Source organism: Phytobacter sp. MRY16-398 (genome assembly GCF_003925915.1).
Lineage (GTDB): Bacteria > Pseudomonadota > Gammaproteobacteria > Enterobacterales > Enterobacteriaceae > Phytobacter > Phytobacter diazotrophicus.
On sequence record NZ_AP018756.1, the window covers coordinates 4,766,794 to 4,788,064 of the forward strand.

Below are 21,271 nucleotides of genomic sequence, written 5' to 3' on the forward strand. Positions count from 1 at the left end.
ATCTGATAAACATACTCTCCCACCAAACCTCCTTGCATCATCATAAATAATACCCTTTCCTTTTCATGACCCTGAGCTATATAATTTCGTCATTAGAAAAAAACAATAAGAAAAAAGACAATGAAAACTATAAAAAATTACCCTTGCCAAATACAGCCCTATAATAATTAAAACAGTCATAATTATCTTTCATAAATCATAGGACGAAGAATATCTTTTTTAGACAGACCTTCACTCTCTATTATATAATTTGTACTATCAACAACCATCCCTTTCTGGTCATATTTAGAAAACCATTTAATATTGAACCCCAATGAATTCCATGAAAAAGAGCTATAATCACTTTCACTATTTCCCGCTCCAGATTCCAAACTATCCATTGAAAAGCTTTCCTTACAACTGCTGATCAAAACCTGGTCAATAAAAGTACTAGCTTTTTCACCTACTTTATAAAGATTCAGCCAAATTTCATTACCAGATCCACAGAACCCCTCAGGTGTGTCAACGTTACTCGGTTTTTTTTCAAAAAAAACAAAATAGCGTATTCCATTCACAGTGCCGATCTTTTTATAGAAAAAAATATCTCTTGTATTAACCAAAAATAAATTATTTTCTAATGAAAAAAAATTCAGTACAGGATCAACATCAGATAATACCTGCAGAGAATGGGCATTTCTTGAATATGCCATTTGAGTATTTAGTAAAAAAAAACACAATGTTAATCAAGGACATGATCCGCATAGCAAACCCCAGAATATCGCCACGGATGCTCATCATCCTGTCCCGCACCTCCCATACTGTACTGCTCATGATCCCGATCATGTAATTCTTCTTCTGTTCTATCTTGATTTGATGGATTTGTAGTATCCCATCCTATATTTCCTGTTTGAGAATCACACAAAATGTTACTCTTCCTTTGCCATTGTTGCTCACTTTCATTCCATTCATGGTAGGCGCCACCATTCCAACGGCTAATTGTTTCATGTTGCAATTGCTCTTCTGTATAAGTTCTTCCATCCTTACCGAGATAATTTTGAGCATTTTTCCTTTTTTGTATATATAGGTCAGAGCCTCCATCTATGTTTTTCTTCCAATTCCACACCTGCTCATATGTAGGGATAGGATTAGTCATCTGAGTTATCCCATACCCACCATCAAATGCAACTACAGGTTCATTATCAAAATTGATAAAATGCTTATTCCTTGTTTCCTGCTCAAGCAATTTATCAAATCCTTCAAGGTTTTCAATGCTATTAATATAAGATGAGACATCTTCCGCTGATGGATTTTCCCCTCTAATTTTAACAGTTCTACGAATTACCTCCCCGCCAACATTTACACTAACAGTTAAATCCCCTCCTATAATTTCCTCTCCAACATTCAGTTGCCACCTTTTCTCTGTTGAAGAAAAATCCCCAGCCTTAGAAAAAGTCCTAATAACTCTTCCACGTCTAGCCCTCTCTCGTAGGCCACTACTTTTAGCTTCCCACTTAATTTCCCAGTTCCACAAGTATGGTGGTGGCATATCAGAATAGAATTCAAAAATTATTTCAGGAAAAGTTGCATCACATCCAATATTGAAAGTAGAATTATCCTCCGGACTTATCCAACTGATTGAGGGTGGTGCTGAAATTACCCGAACAATAGTCCCTTGAATATCATTAGTCCGTCCAGCATTAACAGCTCGTTGCGTTCTTGAAGTCATAAATCAATCTCATTTTGAATTATACGTAATTGACAAACCTGACTCATTCTCGGTAAACACCCTCTCAGTAAATCCATGCTCATCTGTGCTCCCCTCCCATGTCTCACCCGATGAACTAACTATTTTATAATTAACATTTCCAAGCACTCGCTCTCCAGTACTATCAAACAACTGGAATTGCTCATCAAAATCTAATGCCCTGTCCACGATTTTAGGCATAATCTTAATATCGGGCGTCTTAACTTCCCCCGGCTTACGCCCGTAATATCCTGCCTTGACGTTATATTCACCTTGCGTACCGGCTTCTATTCCGCAGGGATCCAGACGGATATAACTTCCGCCACCGTTGATCGTGATTTTCTTCTTCGCGGTAATAATGATCTCATCTTCCGTACTGGTGATCTCTATCGATTTTTTCGCCAGTAATTCCATCAGGTCGTTCTGCGCCTGTAGTGAGATCGCACCTTTATTGGCAAACAGCTTAATCCCCGCTTTGCGTACAAATACACTCAGGGCCTGCCCCACACCGATAAACAGGTTTTTCATCACCCCAATATCGGCATTATTGCCAGCGTTCATTTCGAGACTCCTGGCCGCCGCCAGTTGCATATGTTCACCGCTGGCCAGGGTCACACCTTTCGGACCGCTTAACAGCACCACCGCCTGCGTCAGTTCTTTTACACGCTCCTCCAGCAACGTCACCTGCGACGCAAGGTCTGCCGGGTCAGCATTCGCCGTTTCCGCATCCGCCGACAGAGACGCCATTTGCGACTGTGCACCGCTCAGTATCCCCAGCGCCGCCGCCATCTCCCGCACCTGCCCCTGCGCCCGCTCCTGACCGTCGGCGCTGATGAATATCCCCTTTTTCGCCCGGATGGCACCCCACATGTCCGTGCGCAGCTCAAAACCTTCCCCGCGCTGCTGTTTTCCCGCATCCACCAGATGGCCGAGATTGAGCTGGCTCTTGCCGCCGTACTCCGTACTGATTTTGATATGCTCTTTGCCGCGCTCGTCATCGAGGCGCAGCTTGTTGTTTGCCGGGGTACGCAGCACGTTGCGTCTGTAGTTCTGAATCGTCACATGGTCGGGGTGGGCGGAATCATGCTTCACCCCGGCGATATAGGGCCGGTCCGGGTTGCCTCCCTCAAACGCAATGCTGACCTCCGTGCCCGCCAGCAGCGGCAGGTGCAGTCCGTACGTATCACCTGCATAAGGGCGGGACTGCCGCACCCACAGGCTCTCGTAACCCGGCTTCCAGGTCTCGCGGTCAAAATCGAGGTTCACCCGGTAGCGCCCGTCTTTATCGATATGGGCGTAGATGTCGTTTGCCGTTGTGCTGGTCACCCGAGCGGGCAGCGTTCCGGCCATCACCGGCTTCGCGATGCGCGCCGGGCGAAAGCTGTAACGTTCCGAATACGGGATGGCGGTAAACGTCAGTTCATAACTGCGGTCTCGCGCCGCGCTGGCGGTCAGCCCGGTTATCAATGCGCCCCTGCGGAACACCGCCGGGGCGTCTTCATCCGGTACCTTTATCTCCAGCCCCGGCATCAGCAGGGCGCTGGTGCTCAGCCCCTGCAGAATGGCCCGGCCATTAAGGTAACGTTCGTGGCGGATACGCGCGTAAAACGACCCGCTTTCCGGTGTGTCCGGGTCGCCTGCCGTCAGGAAGTTGTCCGCGTAATGACAGGCTTCGCCACAGGTGGTGCTGTCCCCGCCCGTCGCATCAAACGCCGACGTCATATCGGCGGTCGCGTCACGGTAGTTGTAGTCCCGCGTGGTGACGCTTTTTTCCACCACATGATATGCCGTGTTCAGCCCCCAGACAGATTCCGTGCCGCTGTCGCTCAGCCCAGAAGGGTGGCGCAGTGGCAGCATCAGGCCCCGTTCATAGCCGCTCTGGTCGTCATAAAACTCAATGACTTCGATTTTCAGCCGCACGTCGGTACTGAACCGGAACCAGATCCCCACCTCCGACAGCAGCCGGGAGATAAACGTCAGGTCGTCCTCGCCGAACTGCATCACCTGTTCGCGCGACGGATATTCCCCCGTCAGGGTGAAAACGAAGTCCTGGCCGAGCATCCCGTGGCGCTCACGCAGGATTTTCTCGACAATCTGCGGCACGCTCTGGTTCTGGTAGATGGCGTTCTGATGGCTGCGGGCGAGCAGCGCCAGCCGGGGCTCAAGGCGCACTTCATAGCGTGTTTCATCGCGCGAGGTGGAAAGCTGTTTAAAGCCAGTGATGACGCCATACAGGGTGCGCAGCGGCACCTGTACCGGCATTCCCTGAACCGGCGGGGCGCAGAGGCTGAGCGCGCCGTCCTGCATCAGCACCGCTTCCGGCTCCAGGGTTTTATCACGGCTGGTGAACTGAATGTCGTAACAGAACGGCTGGCTCAGATGCTCGCGGCCTTCAAAGGAGAGCACATCAGGCGGGCTGCTCAGGCCTCGAATTTTTAATTTGTGGTGGGAGTGGTCAAAACTGAGCGCGTTCATGCGGTGTCTCCTGTGTCCTGGTCAAACTCAAGGGAAATACCCTCATCGTCATTCCAGCCCAGTCTCAAATGTAAAGGTCTCTGCTGCGCGGCCTGATGTGTCAGCAACTGCTGGCTCAGTACTGGTAAAATTTGTTGATTGAGCAGGCTATCGATATTGCGCGCGCCGCTCTCAGGCAGCAAACATACACTGGTGAGCTGGTCATAGAGGTCTTCACTCACCTCGGTTTCCATGCCGTAGTGTTCACGCAGGCGACGAATAACCTGTTCCAGCTTCATCATCACAATGACACGCATCGCGGCAGGGCCGAGCGGGCGATAAATGATCGTCTGGAAACGCGCCTGCAATGCGGGCTGGAAATGGTCGCGCAGGAGAGGATGGAGCAATGCCTGCATCTCGCTTTCCGTGGCATCAGGCTGCTCTTCCAGCAACTGCATCACATGCTCGCTGCCGAGATTGGCGGTCATCAGAATGACCGTATTGCGAAAATCAATTTCACGCCCTTCACCGTCGCGCATAAATCCCCGGTCAAAAACCTGATAGAACAGGTTCATTACGTCGCGGTGCGCTTTTTCTACTTCGTCCAACAACACCACACTGTAGGGACGCTTTCTGACAGCCTCGGTCAGTACACCACCCTGCCCATACCCCACATAACCGGGGGGAGAACCTTTAAGTTGAGAGACAGTATGGGGTTCCTGATATTCGGAAAGGTTGATAGTTATGAGCGATTTCTCGCCGCCGAAGAGGGTGTCCGCAAGGGCAAGCGCGGTTTCCGTTTTACCTGTACCACTTGGCCCCGTCAGCAGGAATACCCCCTGCGGACCGTTTTCTGGCGTAAGACCGGTTTGCGCGGCACGTAATCGCCGGGCAATAGCACCCAGCGCGGCATCCTGGCCCACGACCCGTGTTGCGAGATTCTCTTCCAGGCTTAACAGCGCCGTCTGCTCATCTTTCAGCAATGACGAGAGCGGAACCCCTGTCCAGTCAGCAATCACTGTGGCAACGGTTCGGGCATCAACGTCCAGCCCCAGCAGCGGGCTGGCATGTTGCACAAGGTGAAGCTGTGACTGTAAAGCGACAATATCCGCCTGACGCGAGAGGTCGCTGCGACAGGCCAGCAGTTGTCGGGTAAGTTCTTGCTCTTGTTGATACTGGGTTTCAAGGGTATCGAGTTGCACGATCAATGCGTTCTCTTCCCGCTCGATAGCCGCAAGCCGTTCACCACAAGAATAGTCTCCCACCGTGCTATCGTCCTGTAACGCCTGTTTTTCCAAGGCCAGTGCGGTGAGTGAAGCACGAATATGCGTTAAGGGTTCCGGTAATGTATCAAGGCTCATACGCACGCGGGCGGAAGCCGTATCCAGCAGATCGACAGCTTTGTCCGGCAACTGGCGTCCGGTGAGATAACGTCGGGAAAGTGTTACCGCCGCACGAACCGCGTCGTCCGTGATGTGCACACCATGATGTTGCGCGTAGCGCGCTTTCAGGCCACGGAGCATGAGACTGGCGGTAGCGTCGTCCGGTTCGTCCACTTTCACCATCTGGAAACGACGCTCCAGTGCGGCGTCGCGTTCAAAGTACTGCTTGTATTCACTCCAGGTGGTAGCCGCAATGGTACGCAGCTCGCCCCGGGCCAATGCAGGTTTCAACAGGTTCGCCGCATCTGCGCCGCCCGCCTGATTCCCCGCGCCAATGAGGGTATGCGCTTCGTCGATAAACAGCAGCACAGGTTCCGGTGATTTTTGTACCGCATCAATAACGTTTTTTAGCCGCTGTTCAAATTCACCTTTGACGCCAGCTCCTGCCTGCAACAGACCCAGATCCAAAGTATGGATGTGGACCTTTCTCAGACTCTCCGGCACATTGCCTTCTGCAATACGCAGCGCAAGTCCCTCCACCAGCGCCGTTTTGCCCACGCCGGGTTCGCCAACCAGGATGGGGTTGTTCTTGCGGCGTCGGGAGAGAATATCGACCATCTGGCGGATCTCCGTGTCGCGGCCAAATACCGGGTCGATGCGACCATCACGCGCTTTCTGCGTGAGATTCTCCGTGAAGCGATCCAGAACGACGCGGTGTTGATCGTCGTGTTTAGCACTGCTTCCGTTTTCGGTTAAACCTGGCTCATTCGCAGCAATGCCGGGTAAATCAGCCATAAGCGGTTCATTGACCTGGCGTTGCCGCCCCGGGTTTTCTTCCGATTGCGCATCAAGCAAGGGACGTAGCCGTTCCAGTTGCATACGCCCGAGGCTGAGCAGGATCCACAGATCATTGGCCGCCAGTAACGCAGGTTTTTCTGTCAGCGCCATCAGCAGGTGCTGGCTGCGGATTTGCGGAGCATCAACCTCAAGAGAGGCAATTAGCCATGCCTGAGTCAGCAGTGTGATGAGTTGATCAGATAATCGTGGACGAGTATGAACAGAGCGCGGAAGGGTTGCCAGATGCGCCAGTAGAGACTGCCAGGCACTGTCCAGGTCCCATTCATAACGCCGGGAGATAACGGTGAGATCACCTTCCCCTTGCTCCAGGAGTTTCAGCAGTAAGTGCTCAATGGTGATCTCTGCGTGCGCACGGGTCTGGCAGAGTGATGCGGCCGCTTCCAGCGCATGTGCGCAAAAAGGGTTAAGACGGCGCAGCAGCGCCGCGGGGTGGTTTACGGTCATAGATGTCCCTTCTTGACGTATTCATGTTCAGTTCCTGCAACCGCCGTTTCCCCATGCTACCGCCCGTAGCCATCACCACAGGCCCATCTGGTTTCATCAGCGGATTGACAGGGTTTGCTCAGTGCCGACTCCATCCGGCATTCAGCAAACGTAGTAAGAAGGCAGACAGTTTCCTGTCTGCCGCAGTTATCAGGCGGAGGGGCGCTCATTCCAGGAATCGGAATGAATGATGTTGCCGTCTTTGTAGGTCCAGGTGATTTTTTCGTAGCGCAATTCAATGCGTTCCAGGTGGTTGTGCTTCTCTTTCGCCGGATCTTTGATGTCATGCATCAGCGGAGCGACTTTCACCAGTTTGACGTTCTCAAGCGTGGTGTTGAAATACTCCACTTCCTGGCCCGCATCATTGATGCGATACCATTTGAACTCAGCGGTTTTCAAGGTCTGACCGGTGGTAACGGCCTTGTACAGATAGGGGCTGGACGAATCGATCTCTTTGGTGAAAAGAAACGGGGTATGAATACGGGTGCCCATCAGTTTGCCTGTGTTGTTATCGGTTGGGATGTAGAGCGTATGTTCCTGCGCAACGACTTCGATGCTGCCTTCACGCCCCTGAACATCGACGGACCCTTTGATATCCGCGCCACCGTCATCTTTCAGCCAGAGATAAACTGGAATAGCCATGAGAATTACTCTCCTTGTTGATTGAATTGAGACACCGCCAACTCCGGCGGTATTTGCTGTTTCGCGTCCTGACAGGCGTCTGAACGCGGAACCAGACTGATTTCGACACGCCGGTTGGTTGCCCTGCCTTCTGGCGTATCGTTCGTCGCCGCAGGCTGGCTTTCGCCCAGCCCCTGCACGGCAAAACAGGTGAACGGGATATCGCTGGTTTGCAACATCCAGTCACGCACCGCTTCGGCACGCCGCAACGACAACTGTTGGTTGGATTTTTCATCGCCGGTGGAATCGGTATAACCAGCAACCAGGATCAACCATCCAGGCTTCGCTTTGATATTGACCAGCGCCTCAACCAGTACTTTTGTCGAGCCGATTTTTAACCTCGACTGCCCCACATCAAACAGCGCCATACTGTCCAGGCGCACAGTCTGAACCGCTCCGCCAGATACAATTTCTCCCTTTGGTTCCGGCGGGCGGTAGCCACGTATCGCCTGCAGCACTGGCTGGCGTAGACGTTCGCCAGGGTAAAGCCCAAAGCCAAGACGCAGCGGTTCTCCTTCGCGGTAATAGTCATCCAGCCGCTGTGCGTCTTCTTTTAGCACCAACAAATAACGGCTTTTGGCCACCGAGTCGGACATCGGGGTAATGGTGTATTTGTGCAGATCATCGCTGACCTGACGCAGTAAATTGCGGTTTGACATTGCCGACAGGCAAAGCGCGATAAGCCCGGCGACGGTAGTCATTGCCAGCCAGGCCGTCCATACTCGCCGCACGGATCCTGGCCCCGACTGACGCGGCAGTAACGGCAACATCGCGTCCGGAAAGCGCAACGCGTCTTTGGCACCGGTTTGTTGCGATATGTCTGGCGTCAGGCACGTTTTGTCAGTTATCCATTGCTGCCATAGATTGCCGTCCTTTTCCGCTAGAGAAGGTGCAAAGCCAGCCCCCACCGCCAGCGGTAAACTTGCGCTCTCCTGCCTGTTTAGCGCTGGCATCACAATTTGCTTCATCCAAAGCAGCAGATTCTCAGCCCGAAGTACCTGGCCCAGCCGTTGACTGCCTGTCGCTATACTGCCCTGAGCAATCCACTCAGACGGCGCGTTCTCATGGTCCGATGTCATGACCAGGGCATCACGTCCGGTACAGATCAACCATGGCGAAGATTCCTCTATTGCAGGTTCGATCTGATAACTCCAGAGGATCAGTGGCACCTTCGCGCCCACCCTGCGCCGTAATTGCACCAGAGTTCGGGAAAAACGCTGCAGTTGCCCGGCAAGGACGGCGATGTCCTGATGCTGAACTGGTATCACCGTGCGGGCCACGCAGATCTGTGAACTCCATGCCGGGCGACGGGACAACAGGGATTCCGTTAATGAAACAAGCTGTTCTTCATCAGCGATATGCAGATAGAGCCCGACAGGAACCTGCCGCAGCGGGCTGTCAGCGAAAAGTTGCCTCGCCCCGTCACCACAGACCAGCACGACGGGCTGTTGGTAACCCTCCGCTGGCAGACAGGCCAACCACTTATCATCGGCCCCTTTTTGTGGCGTTTTCTGCCGCCAGAAGAACCAGACGATAGCAGCACCGATGACAACCACGGCCACCAGGCTGTATTTCACTGCCGTTGAAACGGGAGAAAAAACGGTCCACAGCGCGAGAAGCAACAACAATCCCCATAGCAGAGCAGCCCGTTTGTGCGTGTTTTTCACTCGGCACTCCCTCAACGCTGCCTGGGCGGCAAAAGTTCATCCACCAGCATGTCGAGCCAGCTATCAAGCCCCCACCACACACCAACAAGAACAATCACAGCCGAGCTTAACCAGAACAGAGGCGAGTACCACACGCGTGATTTTCGCGTGGGTCGTGCCGCATTGAGTAACGCGGTCTCCGGCGAAACTCGAAACGGGGTGACGCGCTCACTCAGCATCGCAATCAGTTTTTCACGATCCGTCGATACCGGATCCTGATAACGTCCACGAAACCCCAGCAGCAATACCCGATGAAAACAGGTCAACACGGCAGGAACAGGAGCAGGCTCATGCAGAACCTGCCGTATGCGCTCATACAGCAACTCGCCCGCCTGAAGGGTATTGAAGAAATGCGCCTGGAGAGGGGTTTCCAGCCAGACCTTTTGCCCGTCGTCCGGCGTCTCCCGGCTTAGTACTGTTTCATCCAACAGCGCACACTGGGCATAGGTAATATGTTCTGCGTCCTGCTGGCTAAACCCTGCATTGAGCAACATCTGACGAACCCACTCAACCTGTTGCTGACAGTGGTGATATAACGCCACGCCCCGTCGGGCATGTGTCCCCTGTCGTAGCTCAACAACCGTTAGCCAGGTATCACGGAGCAGTACGTCTATGTTGATTTCCGTATCGTTTTTCATGCGCGCAATACCGCAAAAAGTTCGGGTTTTAAATCACCCATGGTGCCAGGCACGTAAATCATGCAGCACCCGGACTCCAGCATGGCTTTGGCAGGTGCACAGTGCATATCCAGAGCGAAATAGTGATTTTCCAGCCGCAACGGGAGTGCAGCAGGCACCTGGGTCAGAGGCACGATCGGGATGCCGTTCAGCGCCACATTGATAAGATGGGTGACATCATCCGGCGCGCCAATTTTGCACACCCGTGGTAGCTGATTTATCACCAGATGCGCGGCGAGCGAAGAACGTACCGACAGGTAGAAATCAGCCTCTTCACGCAAGCGCGGATCATGTAGATCGGCCTTCCAACGGTTGCCGGGTAGCGCGTCCAGTTCCAGTGCGATCACGCGCGACGGAAGACTGGCTTCAAGTAAGGTGTTAAGCAAGGTAAACAAAGGTGGAAACGTCTGCGATGGTGAATCATGGATGTAAGCAGGTATCGCGCTGACTGAGTGATCCAGTGAAAAGGTTAATAACGATCCGGCAAGGCGTGCCAGTTCACGCCATACAAGCTCAGGATGAACGGCGGGGCAGCGCAGGAAATCAGCCAGGATAGGTTCGACGGAGTTCAGCGCATTTAATAACCAGAACAGGGACACATCCGCTACGGCAAAATCCGCCATGCGCTGGTTGCTCTCCCGGCGCATCGCCATCAGGCGACGGCTTTTGGCCTGTAATTGCAGTTGCAGCATTTCCAGACATTGCATCCCGGCCTGGTGCGCGTTAAACGCCAGTAACGGCGGGACATAGCTGTCATCAAGCGCCCAGTTGCCCTGACTATCCCGAATCAGGCGCGCCAGCGGACAGGTGACATAATCGGCATTGTTGTCATGTGCAAAACGCAATGACAGCGCATAGCGTTCAACCGCGATGTCTTCGCTGTCGCTGCCATAGATATCCTGTACAGTTTGCCATTCCTGACGATAGCGAAGCGGCCTGTCCGTTAACGCATCCTGCCCCAGATTGCCGCCATTGCTATGCTCCAGCGGTAATGCCAGCAATACCGTAAGCGCATTTATTCCGGCAACGTTGGTCAAATCGCAGGCAGGTGGCAGCACATCCGATACGGCGGTATCCACCAGCACGCCATCAGGAAAACGGACACGCAATGATTGCGCTTTGAGTTTTCCCAGGGCTAAGGCACTTTCGTCAAATTCAACGCAAGCAACGCCCCATGGATGGCGAGCACCAATATGCGCAATGCTGTAATTACTGAATGTTTCCCAGCGGGCCTGCTGTTGAAACTGCTGAGAGGACAGAAATGTCCCCTCAGCCCATAGTGGACGATAAATCTTCATAAATCATACCACCGGTAGATCAGGCTTTTGCTTTCGGCATCTGGGAAACCAGCGACAGGTTGATGTCCATCCCTTCAATCTGAAAGTGCGGCACCGCATAAAGTCTGATACGGAAGAAACCAGGGTTATCTTCGATATCCTCTACCACCACTTTTCCATCACGCAGCGGATGGGAAGCCTGCAACTCGTCGCCAGGATCGGTCATTTCCGTTACCAGATTGCGGATCCAGGTGTTTAATTCCAGTTCCAGTAAACGACGATCTTTCGTTGTACCGATGTTTTCTCTCTGAATAATTTTGAGGTAGTGGGCAATGCGCGACAGCAAGAAAACATAAGGCAGACGGGCGTTGATACGGCTATTGGCTGTGGCATCCGCAGTATCGTAAAGCGCAGGTTTTTGGGTGGAGTTTGCGGAGAAGAAACAGGCATAATCGCGATTCTTATAGTAAGAAAGCGGGATAAAGCCCAGGTTCGCAAATTCAAACTCGCGTGTTTCTGGAATCATCACTTCGGTCGGGATTTTGACCTGATTACCCGTGCCTAAATCATACAGATGGATTGGTAAATCGGTGACGGCACCACCAGCCTGTGGCCCGCGAATTTGCACACACCAGCCGTTGTTAATGAAGCTTTTTGCCATGTTAGTGGCAAACGCAAATGCAGCGCTGGTCCACAGATATTTATCGTGATCCGGCCCTTTGACTGCCTCAACATAGTTAAAGCTACGAACAGGTACGGTATCTGGCCCATAAGGCAGACGACCCAGCACATTCGGCATGGTCAGGCCGATATAACGCGCGTCATCAGTGTCGCGGAATGCCTTCCATTTGATATATTCGGCACGATCAAAATAGTTGCCGATGTCCTTAATCGCGGCAACCTCTTCCATTGAGTTTTTGAGGAAAAATGCCGGCCCGACGGCCCCGATAAACGGCATGTGAGATGCCGCGGCTACACGGGAAATATTGCGCAGTAAGGCAATATCTTGTGGGCTATTGTCAAACTCGTAGCTCGAAATGACAGACGCGATGGGTTCGCCGCCTGGCGTGTCATATTCTTCAATGTAGGTGTGCCGATAAAACCCGCTCTGAATGATTTCTGGCGCATCGTCAAAATCTTCGCGCAGATGCTGTTTACTGACATCCAGCAATTCAACTTTGACGTTTTTACGAAAATCGATACCGCTAACCATCGACCACGTCCCGCGCCACAGGGATTCAACCTTTTTAAATTCAGGATGATGCATGACAGCATCGAGCTGCGCGCTAATTTTTCGGTCAAGCTCACTGATATGAAAATCCAGCAGTGATTTATCCAACTTCTCTATATTTTTACCGGATGAGGCAACGCAAGAAAGTAGAACCTGAATAGCAGCTGAGACACGTTCATCGGTGCTGGCTTCAGCCATCGCTTCATTACTTTGCCATTCCCCAATTTCTTTTAACGATGTGACGGGCGTTAAGTGAATTTTTTCAAACAACGACTGGTAGATATTCTCTTTTGTGACGGTTTGCGTTGATGCGCCCGGTGAAGCGGTTTCCTGTACAGACATTAACATTCCCTTCTTAAAGTCCTTATTTATTGTCCTTTCTGAATACGACTGAATAGACGTATTACTCAGGCACCAGTGCCGTCAGCTCTGCCCGAAGCTCATTACTCAGCTCAGTATCTTTGAGGATTTTCTCCAGCTCGCGGCGGAATTCCGTGTTATCCAGAAGGTTGGATTTGAGATCGCGTAATAAATTGCGCATGGCAATCAACGCGCGAAGTTGAGGGATATTGCGGGCGACCTGCTCAGGCTCGAAATCTTTGATATCAGAGAAACTAAGCCTGATTCGTTCCTCGCTTCCCTCTGCGGCTATCGTATTTTCAACGGTAAAATTTACTTCTGGTGCCAGTTCAGCCATGACGCCATTGAAGTTGTTTTTATCAATGTTGATTCGGCTTCTTTCTGAGAGCGGTCGTTGCTCTTTGCCATTACTGTAATCACCAACGGCGAGCAACTTGAGCGGTAGTTCAACTTTCTTTTTTGTATTTCCGGTATGAAGATCAAGCTTAATATTGACGCGAGCGGGTGGAACTTCATTTTGAAAACTGTCTGCCATTTTCTCTCTCCCTGGGTTAATACTTCCCTTAAATTAATTACATGATGTAGCGTAGTAATCATTTTTAAAGCTATCACTCTCAACCGTTAAAACGCAAGGTACGGAAAAATACAAAAAACAGCCGGATAACAACAATAACAATCATAAAGACACGCCCCTGTAAGGCTTAATCGCTATTACGGGTTGTCGTTAACGCTGTCATTAAAAAATCCAGAAATTTAACGAGACTCACAGAATAAAGACTTTAGGATAAAGACGTCACAACTTTCAAAGTCACTCATATAAATAAGTTATATTTAAGTTATGGTTAAAAAACAACGATAATAATTTTATATCTACACGAAATATTCTTATTGACTGCTGATAAACGTCAGTATTTAACGTATCAGGCATATTTCATAGATCGATAAAACAGAATAGATTGAGCTAATCGTCGCGGGTTTTTATGACACAAAGCAATATGAATATTATTCAAAAAGATTATATAAAATTCTCAGTCTGGTTCAGGAGGGAGGATATCAAAGGACGAAAAAAAACCGCATCCGTTTTGCAACGTTGCGGTTTTCTTACTTATCAGATGTCATAAACACCTGAACTGAATGTTGGCGGAACGGACGGGACTCGAACCCGCGACCCCCTGCGTGACAGGCAGGTATTCTAACCGACTGAACTACCGCTCCGCGATGTTCCCGTTGGGGAACGAGGCGCATATTACGGATTGTGCTTAGAGCCGTCAACGCTTTTTCTGATGATTTGTATCGTTTGCTGCAAAAATCACCCAAAGAGCCATTTTATCATCAAAAGTTAAGGGGTTACGCGCGCCAGAGGCAGCTTCCGCCCTTCTTTTGCACCAGATCCAGACGTGACTCATGCTCCGCCAGCTCTGCATCACTGGCTAAAACAACCCGTAACTTACTTGCCTGACGGACAACCCGCTGAATACCGGCCTCGCCTTGTTGCTGTTGCCCCTCGCCTTCCATCGAAAAAGCCATGGACGTCTGGCCACCGGTCATCAGCAGATACACATCGGCCAGAATCTGGGAATCGAGTAATGCTCCGTGCAGCGTACGTTTGCTGTTATCTATCTCGTAACGTGAACAAAGCGCATCAAGACTATTACGCTTACCGGGGAACATCCGTCGTGCCAGCGCCAGACTATCTGTGATCTTGCAGAACGTCTCGGTCTTCGGAATGCCGCGATTTAGTTTGCTGAATTCGTAATCAAGAAAGCCGATGTCGAACGATGCGTTATGGATGACAAGCTCAGCGCCGCGCACATATTCAATAAACTCATCGGCGATATCGCCAAACGTGGGCTTATCGAGCAAAAATTCATCAGCAATACCGTGGACGCCAAAGGCTTCCGGGTCCACCAGACGATCGGGCTTAAGATAGATGTGGAAGTTATTCCCCGTCAGACGACGATTAATCACTTCCACGGCACCGATCTCAATGATTTTGTGCCCTTCATAGTGTGCGCCGATCTGGTTCATACCGGTGGTTTCGGTATCGAGGACGATCTGTCGAGTAATTGCAGTGCTCATAGCGGTCATTTATGTCAGACTTGTCGTTTTACAGTTCGATTTCAATTACAGGAAGTCTACCAGAGATGCTCAAGCAGGTAGAAATTTTCACCGATGGCTCTTGCCTGGGTAACCCAGGGCCAGGGGGCTATGGCGCGATTTTACGCTTTCGCGGCCACGAAAAAACATTCAGCGAAGGCTATCGTCTGACCACCAACAACCGGATGGAGCTGATGGCCGCGATTGTCGCACTGGAAGCCCTCAAAGAACATTGCGAAGTGATTCTTAGCACCGACAGCCAGTATGTTCGCCAGGGGATCACCCAGTGGATCCACAACTGGAAAAAACGCGGCTGGAAAACTGCAGAAAAAAAACCGGTGAAAAATGTCGATCTCTGGCAACGCCTGGATGCTGCCCTCGGCGAGCATAAAATCCGCTGGGAATGGGTAAAAGGCCACGCCGGGCATCCGGAAAACGAACGCTGCGATGAACTCGCACGCGCTGCGGCATCGAAGCCAACACAGGAGGATATCGGCTATCTGGCCGATCAGGGCTGACGTGTCTGGCGGGTTGCGCTGACGGTTTGCCGTACGCTGGGTTTTGCCCGGCGCATCTTCATCGGATTGAGCGTTAACGGGATCGTACGTTTACGCGCCACAATCAATTGCATGCAACCCAATGCGGGCAGGTGGGTGTTTAACAGTTTCCCCCCCTGCTTCGTCCAGGGAATGACCCGAAAACGACTATAATGAAGCACCTCAAAATTCAGCAGCGATAGCCAGTCAAGCTGGCGCATCAGGGTAAACATACGGCTGCTGATTGCAGGCGAACGGCGTAAAAACGGAATAGCTTTGCCTATTCCCAGCAGGCTGACTGGATTAAAACCGCTGATGACCAGCCAGCCATCATCGATCAGCACGCGATCGACTTCCTGCAACAGACGATGCGGATCCGGGCACCAGGGTAGCGTGTGGCCCAGCAGACAGGCATCGACAGATTTTGCCGCAAAGGGAAGATGCAACGGATCTGCGCGAACGTGAACAGGGTCACCGGTGAGTGAAACATTAACCTGATGTGAAATAGCGCAACTTTCGGCATTGATTTCTGCGCTGAGATTGCCAATCTTAAGCAGATGAAATCCATACATTTTTGCAAACCACGGCTTGAGCTCCTGCTCCAGTGCTTCGCGGTAATACTCGCCCTTAGGCAACTCAGCCCAATGCGTCGGTGCTATGTACTTACGGGGAGTCCTTGCCGGTTCCATCACAACCTTCCATTACGCTTTGAGAGGTAACTATGAATCTTACCAGTATTCCCGCATTTCAGGACAATTACATCTGGGTGTTAAGTGAAGATGACGGCCGCTGCCTGATCGTCGATCCCGGCGAGGCTGCCCCCGTTTTAAACGCTATTGAAGAGAATAACTGGCAGCCGACTGCGATCCTGCTTACTCATCACCATAATGATCACGTTGGCGGCGTGCAGGAACTGAGCCAGAAATATCCGGATGTTGTGGTTTACGGACCGGCAGAGACACAACATAAGGGAGCGACAAAAATCGTCGGTGAAGGGGATCGGTTGCAGATTCTGGGTCATGAATTCAGCGTATTTCATACGCCAGGTCACACTTTAGGACATATCTGTTACTTTAGCGCGCCTTATCTTTTTTGTGGCGATACGATGTTTTCTGGCGGCTGCGGAAGACTCTTCGAAGGCACGGCAGATCAGATGTTTGACTCTTTTTGTAAGATTGATGCGCTTCCCGAAGATACGCTGATTTGTTGCGCACATGAGTATACTTTAGGAAATATTAAGTTTGCTCTTAGCCTTTTACCTCAGGATCCTGACCTTAACGAATATTATCGTAAAGTTAATGAGTTACGTGCAAAAAACCAAAAAACACTCCCCACAACTCTGAAAAATGAGCGTCGCATTAATGTTTTTTTACGCACGCAAGATACTGATTTAATTGAAATAATAAATAAAGAAACAACGTTGCAACAAGCTAGTGCGCGTTTTGCCTGGTTAAGGTCAAAGAAAGATAACTTCTGACAATTGCGGGTTGCCTTTTTAAAACTTCGCCGTTATGATCGCTCGTCTTTTAAGCAACTATTGACACACACATGAAGGCAAAAGCGATATTATTCGCCTCTGTCCTGCTTGTGGGGTGCCAGGCGTCTAAGCACGACGGCACCGTACAACAGCACGCACAGAGCCTTTCTGCAGCTGGTCAAGGGGAAGCAGGGAAGTTTACAAGTCAGGCGCGGTGGATGGACGATGGAACATTCTCCGGGCAGGAACAAGACTTGTGGGCTTCCATAAGCGACGAGCTAAAGATGGGAATTCCGGAAAATACCCGGATTCGCGAACAGAAACTAAAGTATTTAAGCAATAAGAGCTATCTCCACGATGTAACTTTACGGGCAGAGCCGTATATGTACTGGATAGCAGGGCAAGTTAAAAAACGTAACATGCCCATGGAACTGGTACTACTACCCATAGTGGAGAGCGCTTTTGACCCACATGCAACGTCTGGTCGCAATGCCGCAGGCATTTGGCAGATCATTCCAAGCACGGGTCGTAACTATGGTTTAAAACAGACTCGCAGCTACGATGCGCGTCGTGACGTGGTTGCATCCACAACGGCTGCCCTCGACATGATGCAGCGTCTGAACCGTATGTTTGACGGGGACTGGTTATTAACCGTTGCCGCCTATAACAGCGGTGAAGGGCGAGTACTGAAGGCAATGAAAGTGAATAAGGCGCGGGGTAAACCCACGGACTTCTGGTCACTTTCACTGCCACAGGAAACCAAAATTTACGTGCCAAAAATGCTGGCATTGAGTGACATACTCAAGAACAGCAAACGGTACGGCGTTAGTCTGCCAACGTCAGACGAGAGCCGTGCGCTGGCGCGTGTCAGGTTGAGCAATCCGGTAGAACTGGATCAACTGGCGGACATGGCGGGTATTTCGGTTAGCAAACTTAAGACCTTCAACGCAGGCGTTAAAGGTTCAACCTTAGGTGAAAGCGGGCCGCAATATGTCATGGTGCCTCAGAAACACGCCGACCAACTGCGTGAGTCTCTGGCATCAGGTGAAATCGCCGCCGTTCAGCCAACGCTGGTTGCGGACACAACGCCGCTTGCCAGTCGCAGTTACAAAGTGCGCTTAGGTGATACTATTTCAGGCATTGCGTCGCGTCTTGGCGTGACGACAAAAGATCTCCAGCAGTGGAATAACCTGCGCGGAGCTAACCTGAAAGTGGGCCAGAACTTGACGGTTGGAGCAGGTAGCAGTGCATCGCGCCTTGCGAATAATAGCGATAGCATTACCTATCGCGTACGCAAAGGCGATTCACTCTCCAGCATCGCTAAACGCCACGGCGTTAATATCCGTGACGTCATGCGCTGGAACAGTGATACCGACAATCTGAAGCCTGGCGATCAGCTAACGTTGTTTGTCAAAAACAGCGCGTCGCCAGACTCCTGACAGCAAGAAATATAAAAAGGCACCGTTTCCCCCGGTGCCTTTTTTGTTATGCGCTTTTCTGCGCTTCTGCCATGATAGTGTCGCTGGTAAAAGAGCCATCCTCTGTTAATTCGAAGTAGCGTTTCACCTCCTGCGATGCACTTTGCTGATACAGCCTGATGGCTTCGCTCAGCGTCTGCGGCGTACGCATACGGGCAATCCACGAACTGTATTCTAATGGCAAGCGATCGGTGATGAGATTACGCGTCGTCAGACCAGCGTCATTAAACAGAGAGAGCCACTCACCGCTGGAATAATTGCGTACGTGTGACGTATCGCGTAACGCTTCAACCGTCTGCAGCCAAATATCCCGCACCGGATGACCCGGAGACATCACGTCCATAATGATGACCGTTCCACCGGGCTTAAGCACACGCTTTACTTCGCGCAGCGCCTGCCCAACATCATGCCAGTGGTGAGCAGAGTAACGGCTGATCACTACATCAAACGCGCTGTCATCAAAAGGCAGACTCTCAGCATACCCCTGACGTGTCGTCACATTGTTCAGGCCGCGTTCTTTTGCTGCTTTGGCCACTACATCCAACATCTGGCTGGAAAGGTCATATGCCGTGACCTGTGCAACCTGCCCTGCGGCCACGAAACTGGCATGCCCTGCTCCACAGCCTAAATCCAGCACATGGGCTTCTGGAAATGCGCTAAGCCGTTCCGCCAGCCGTTGTAAATCACGGCCAGAAGCATGTACTGCGCTGGTTAAATAGGCACTGGCTTGTGCGCCAAACTGCTTTTCGACGTTGTCATGATGGGAACCTGTGGTCATTGTGTTGTCCTTAATTGAGTTGAAATAAAGGGCAGCACCTCGGATCAGGCCTGCCCCACGGCAGACCTGACACAACCATTATTGTTCAGGTTTGCCGGGACTGAATTCTACTAGTAGCGGGTTGTGGTCGGACGCGCGCGTGACCAGCACGGAGGCTTCCTGCACGTTCAGACCACGATAGAAGACGAAATCAAGAGGACGACCAAACGCCCGGCGGCGATTGTCATCGGTAAAGCGTACCTGGCGCAGCGACATCTCACGCGAGAAGCGATAAAGCGCATTCATACGTGGACGACTCCAGGCGTTGAAATCGCCGGCCATGATAACAGGGCCATTGTGGCGCATGATCTGATCACCAATTGGCAGAAGCTGTTTACTGTAAACATCGACACCAAGGCTGAAATTCACCGCATGCACATTCACCACCATCAGGTTTCGCATATCCGGCAGCGGATAGACCGTCACCAGCGCTGATTTGGCAAGGCGCAGGATTGGTTCCCGTTCTCGCAACGGGCAGCAATAGACCGGATGAGCAGAAGAGAGCGTCATCACACCAGATGGATGCTGAGGCAAAACAAACGCGGGAACCTGATCGGCGGCGAGATAGTTAGTGGTCGCAAACCTGACCAGCTCTGGCGTAGTTTGCGCTTCCTGCAATAAGACCAAATGCGCGTCTTTGCCAAAACTCTGCAAAACGGAGAGCCACTCAGCGCGCTGCTGTTTGAAGATATTCCATACCAGAACCCGAATTTTGTCATCACTACTCAGGGGGACACCGGCTGGCAATGCCTTACCAATACTCGCGAAGGACCCCGGCGGCATAATGCGCTCCGCAGGCTGTCCGGCAACATATCGCATGGCATAGGTATTTTTGGGCACTTTCGGTTTTAAACCTCTTCGTTTTAAGCCCCGGAACAACAAAAGGGGTCATTCAGTTATAGGGATTTTAGCGCAGAGTTTCAACGGCAATGGGCAGAAAAGCCTCAAGTAAAAGTTAGTAAGCACTCAATAACCATAATGAGTGAAGAGAGTATGGCAGGGAAGCTGGCGGGATGATTAAATAGCCAAACGATCATAATCGATATCAACTATTGCTACAGGCGCAAGAATGAAAGCCACCTCAGAAGAAATGATGATATTTGTCGCCGTCGTGGAAAGCGGCAGCTTTAGCCGTGCTGCAGAGCGCCTGGGTCAGGCTAATTCAGCCATCAGCCGGGCGATAAAAAAACTGGAGAGTAAACTGGGGGTTAACCTGCTTAATCGCACAACTCGTCAGTTGAGTCTTACGGAAGAAGGTGAGCGCTATTTTCGTCGCATTCAGGGTGTCCTACAGGAGATGGCCGCTGCAGAGACCGAGGTAATGGAGGCCAAACTGACACCTCGCGGCGTTCTACGTATCGATGCCGCAACGCCTGTGATGCTACATTTTGTGATGCCGATGATTAAGCCTTTTCGCGAACGCTACCCGGAAATTACATTGTCGCTGGTTTCCAGTGAAACCTTTATCAATTTAATTGAGCGTAAAGTAGATGTCGCGATCCGCGTGGGTAAGCTGACCGACTCCAGCCTACGGGCCAGGCCAATTTTTACCAGCTACCGCAAACTGATTGCATCACCAGATTATCTCACCCGCTACGGTGTACCCGAAACCGCAGAAGATCTCAAAAATCATACCTGTCTCGGTTTTACCGAGCCGGTCTCGCTCAATACCTGGCCCGTCGCCGCCCAGGATGGCCAGCTCTATGAAATCGACTGCGATATTTCTTCTAACAGCGGTGAGACGCTTAAACATCTCTGCCTGAACGGCAACGGTATCGCCAGCCTGTCTGATTTTATGATCGCAAAAGAGCTGGAAAGTGGTGAACTGGTGGAAGTCCTGGCAAGCAAGCGTCTACCGGTTGAAACGCCATTCAGCGCGGTTTATTACAGTGACAGAGCCGTTAGTACGCGCATACGTGCGTTTATTGATTTCATTAGCGAATATCTCTCCTGATCTCCTCCGGTACGCCTTGTGCGTGCTTTCAAACGCTCTACCTCGTTCCTCTTTGTCAGAATAAATCGGCTCAATCATAG

Annotated in this window: 18 protein-coding genes and 1 tRNA gene; 4 read left to right on the top strand and 15 right to left on the bottom strand. The window is 51.2% G+C overall.

All coding sequences use genetic code 11. The annotated features are described in order from the left end of the window. Window positions 1–182: 182 nt before the first annotated feature. From MRY16398_RS23335 to dnaQ, 12 genes are all read right to left on the bottom strand, one after another. Complete coding sequence (locus tag MRY16398_RS23335) at window positions 183–689, bottom strand: hypothetical protein (RefSeq protein ID WP_125125276.1); 507 nt, start codon at window positions 687–689, stop codon at window positions 183–185. Window positions 690–718: 29 nt separating this feature from the next. Then, window positions 719–1,705, bottom strand: a complete 987-nt coding sequence (locus MRY16398_RS23340) for a hypothetical protein (protein WP_107224456.1) — start codon at window positions 1,703–1,705, stop codon at window positions 719–721. Between the two features lie 9 nt (window positions 1,706–1,714). Further along, the gene (locus MRY16398_RS23345; protein ID WP_125125277.1) at window positions 1,715–4,198 is read right to left on the bottom strand and encodes a DUF2345 domain-containing protein; all 2,484 of its coding nucleotides are present in this window, start codon (window positions 4,196–4,198) and stop codon (window positions 1,715–1,717) included. Continuing rightward, the gene (gene tssH / locus MRY16398_RS23350; RefSeq protein WP_125125278.1) at window positions 4,195–6,861 is read right to left on the bottom strand and encodes a type VI secretion system ATPase TssH; all 2,667 of its coding nucleotides are present in this window, start codon (window positions 6,859–6,861) and stop codon (window positions 4,195–4,197) included. Before tssH ends, MRY16398_RS23345 begins: the two co-directional genes overlap by 4 nt. A gap of 189 nt (window positions 6,862–7,050) precedes the next feature. Beyond that, a complete protein-coding gene (locus MRY16398_RS23355; protein WP_125125279.1) occupies window positions 7,051–7,542 on the bottom strand; it encodes an Hcp family type VI secretion system effector in 492 nt (163 codons plus the stop codon). Between the two features lie 5 nt (window positions 7,543–7,547). Further along, on the bottom strand, window positions 7,548–9,248 hold the full coding sequence (locus tag MRY16398_RS23360; protein WP_125125280.1) for an OmpA family protein: 1,701 nt from the start codon (window positions 9,246–9,248) through the stop codon (window positions 7,548–7,550). 11 nt (window positions 9,249–9,259) lie between these two features. After that, window positions 9,260–9,925 carry a type VI secretion system protein TssL, short form gene (tssL, locus tag MRY16398_RS23365; RefSeq protein WP_125125281.1) on the bottom strand — a complete coding sequence of 222 codons (666 nt, stop codon included), beginning with the start codon at window positions 9,923–9,925 and terminating at the stop codon, window positions 9,260–9,262. After that, on the bottom strand, window positions 9,922–11,262 hold the full coding sequence (gene tssK, locus MRY16398_RS23370; protein ID WP_125125282.1) for a type VI secretion system baseplate subunit TssK: 1,341 nt from the start codon (window positions 11,260–11,262) through the stop codon (window positions 9,922–9,924). Before tssK ends, tssL begins: the two co-directional genes overlap by 4 nt. Window positions 11,263–11,281: 19 nt before the next feature. After that, entirely contained in the window at window positions 11,282–12,814 is a 1,533-nt protein-coding gene (gene tssC, locus MRY16398_RS23375; protein ID WP_172600681.1) for a type VI secretion system contractile sheath large subunit, read from the bottom strand. A gap of 61 nt (window positions 12,815–12,875) precedes the next feature. Further along, window positions 12,876–13,367: a type VI secretion system contractile sheath small subunit gene (gene tssB / locus MRY16398_RS23380; protein WP_039076794.1), complete on the bottom strand. Its 492-nt coding sequence runs from the start codon at window positions 13,365–13,367 to the stop codon at window positions 12,876–12,878. Window positions 13,368–13,970: 603 nt separating this feature from the next. Next, window positions 13,971–14,047, bottom strand: a tRNA-Asp gene (locus MRY16398_RS23385). Between the two features lie 132 nt (window positions 14,048–14,179). Then, entirely contained in the window at window positions 14,180–14,911 is a 732-nt protein-coding gene (gene dnaQ, locus MRY16398_RS23390) for a DNA polymerase III subunit epsilon (RefSeq protein ID WP_039076793.1), read from the bottom strand. A 65-nt stretch (window positions 14,912–14,976) separates the two neighbouring features. On the opposite strand from dnaQ, the gene rnhA reads away from it, so the two are divergent. Further along, entirely contained in the window at window positions 14,977–15,447 is a 471-nt protein-coding gene (rnhA, locus tag MRY16398_RS23395; protein WP_039076792.1) for a ribonuclease HI, read from the top strand. Here rnhA and MRY16398_RS23400 read toward each other — a convergent pair. Continuing rightward, window positions 15,438–16,154: a class I SAM-dependent methyltransferase gene (locus MRY16398_RS23400; protein WP_125125283.1), complete on the bottom strand. Its 717-nt coding sequence runs from the start codon at window positions 16,152–16,154 to the stop codon at window positions 15,438–15,440. The two genes, rnhA and MRY16398_RS23400, sit on opposite strands and share 10 nt — an antisense overlap. A gap of 32 nt (window positions 16,155–16,186) precedes the next feature. On the opposite strand from MRY16398_RS23400, the gene gloB reads away from it, so the two are divergent. Continuing rightward, a complete protein-coding gene (gloB, locus tag MRY16398_RS23405) occupies window positions 16,187–16,942 on the top strand; it encodes a hydroxyacylglutathione hydrolase (RefSeq protein ID WP_125125284.1) in 756 nt (251 codons plus the stop codon). Window positions 16,943–17,013: 71 nt separating this feature from the next. After that, window positions 17,014–18,381, top strand: a complete 1,368-nt coding sequence (mltD, locus tag MRY16398_RS23410; protein WP_125125285.1) for a murein transglycosylase D — start codon at window positions 17,014–17,016, stop codon at window positions 18,379–18,381. Between the two features lie 46 nt (window positions 18,382–18,427). Here mltD and MRY16398_RS23415 read toward each other — a convergent pair whose 3' ends face one another. Together MRY16398_RS23415 and MRY16398_RS23420 are read right to left on the bottom strand one after the other, a co-directional pair. Then, window positions 18,428–19,198, bottom strand: a complete 771-nt coding sequence (locus MRY16398_RS23415; RefSeq protein WP_039076788.1) for a class I SAM-dependent methyltransferase — start codon at window positions 19,196–19,198, stop codon at window positions 18,428–18,430. A 78-nt stretch (window positions 19,199–19,276) separates the two neighbouring features. Next, window positions 19,277–20,077, bottom strand: a complete 801-nt coding sequence (locus MRY16398_RS23420) for an endonuclease/exonuclease/phosphatase family protein (RefSeq protein ID WP_072039681.1) — start codon at window positions 20,075–20,077, stop codon at window positions 19,277–19,279. Window positions 20,078–20,306: 229 nt separating this feature from the next. Between MRY16398_RS23420 and yafC the strand changes: the two genes are divergently transcribed. Then, window positions 20,307–21,191 (top strand): DNA-binding transcriptional regulator YafC, encoded by an 885-nt coding sequence (gene yafC, locus MRY16398_RS23425; RefSeq protein WP_125125286.1) that lies wholly within the window; start codon window positions 20,307–20,309, stop codon window positions 21,189–21,191. The last annotated feature ends 80 nt before the right edge of the window (window positions 21,192–21,271 follow it).

Bases quoted from the DNA above. Each gene is read 5' to 3' on its own strand.
- tssB (WP_039076794.1), bottom strand. From the start codon at position 13,367: ATGGCAGACAGTTTTCAAAATGAAGTTCCACCCGCTCGCGTCAATATT.
- tssL (WP_125125281.1), bottom strand. From the start codon at position 9,925: ATGAAAAACGATACGGAAATCAACATAGACGTACTGCTCCGTGATACC.
- gloB (WP_125125284.1), top strand. From the start codon at position 16,187: ATGAATCTTACCAGTATTCCCGCATTTCAGGACAATTACATCTGGGTG.
- tssK (WP_125125282.1), bottom strand. From the start codon at position 11,262: ATGAAGATTTATCGTCCACTATGGGCTGAGGGGACATTTCTGTCCTCT.
- MRY16398_RS23355 (WP_125125279.1), bottom strand. From the start codon at position 7,542: ATGGCTATTCCAGTTTATCTCTGGCTGAAAGATGACGGTGGCGCGGAT.
- MRY16398_RS23345 (WP_125125277.1), bottom strand. From the start codon at position 4,198: ATGAACGCGCTCAGTTTTGACCACTCCCACCACAAATTAAAAATTCGA.
- MRY16398_RS23335 (WP_125125276.1), bottom strand. From the start codon at position 689: ATGGCATATTCAAGAAATGCCCATTCTCTGCAGGTATTATCTGATGTT.
- rnhA (WP_039076792.1), top strand. From the start codon at position 14,977: ATGCTCAAGCAGGTAGAAATTTTCACCGATGGCTCTTGCCTGGGTAAC.
- MRY16398_RS23400 (WP_125125283.1), bottom strand. From the start codon at position 16,154: ATGGAACCGGCAAGGACTCCCCGTAAGTACATAGCACCGACGCATTGG.
- MRY16398_RS23415 (WP_039076788.1), bottom strand. From the start codon at position 19,198: ATGACCACAGGTTCCCATCATGACAACGTCGAAAAGCAGTTTGGCGCA.
- tssH (WP_125125278.1), bottom strand. From the start codon at position 6,861: ATGACCGTAAACCACCCCGCGGCGCTGCTGCGCCGTCTTAACCCTTTT.
- dnaQ (WP_039076793.1), bottom strand. From the start codon at position 14,911: ATGAGCACTGCAATTACTCGACAGATCGTCCTCGATACCGAAACCACC.
- yafC (WP_125125286.1), top strand. From the start codon at position 20,307: ATGAAAGCCACCTCAGAAGAAATGATGATATTTGTCGCCGTCGTGGAA.
- mltD (WP_125125285.1), top strand. From the start codon at position 17,014: ATGAAGGCAAAAGCGATATTATTCGCCTCTGTCCTGCTTGTGGGGTGC.
- MRY16398_RS23340 (WP_107224456.1), bottom strand. From the start codon at position 1,705: ATGACTTCAAGAACGCAACGAGCTGTTAATGCTGGACGGACTAATGAT.
- tssC (WP_172600681.1), bottom strand. From the start codon at position 12,814: ATGTCTGTACAGGAAACCGCTTCACCGGGCGCATCAACGCAAACCGTC.